A 349-nucleotide genomic window follows, 5' to 3' on the forward strand; every position below is an offset into this window, starting at 1 on the left:
AGGTGCAATTATTCAGTATGCCAACGGTATCGTCGACTTCCAGTCCGAGCAGTGCATTGGCTGCGGTTATTGCATTGCGGGCTGTCCGTTCGACATTCCGCGCCTCAACCCGGAAGACAACCGCGTCTACAAATGTACGCTGTGCGTTGACCGCGTGGTGGTTGGGCAAGAACCAGCCTGCGTGAAGACCTGCCCAACGGGCGCGATTCACTTCGGTACGAAAGAGTCGATGAAAACGCTGGCGAGCGAGCGCGTTGCTGAGCTGAAAACCCGCGGTTACGACAATGCGGGTCTGTACGATCCGGCAGGCGTCGGTGGTACACACGTCATGTACGTGCTGCACCATGCT

1 pseudogene is annotated in these 349 nt (G+C 57.6%); it reads left to right on the forward strand.

Features of this window, described 5'->3' with window-relative positions:
• A pseudogene (gene fdoH / locus R2R70_RS19285) lies at positions 1–349 on the forward strand (formate dehydrogenase O subunit beta); the annotation flags it as partial.

It is taken from the genome of Cobetia sp. SIMBA_158 (genome assembly GCF_046566945.1).
GTDB lineage: Bacteria > Pseudomonadota > Gammaproteobacteria > Pseudomonadales > Halomonadaceae > Cobetia > Cobetia amphilecti.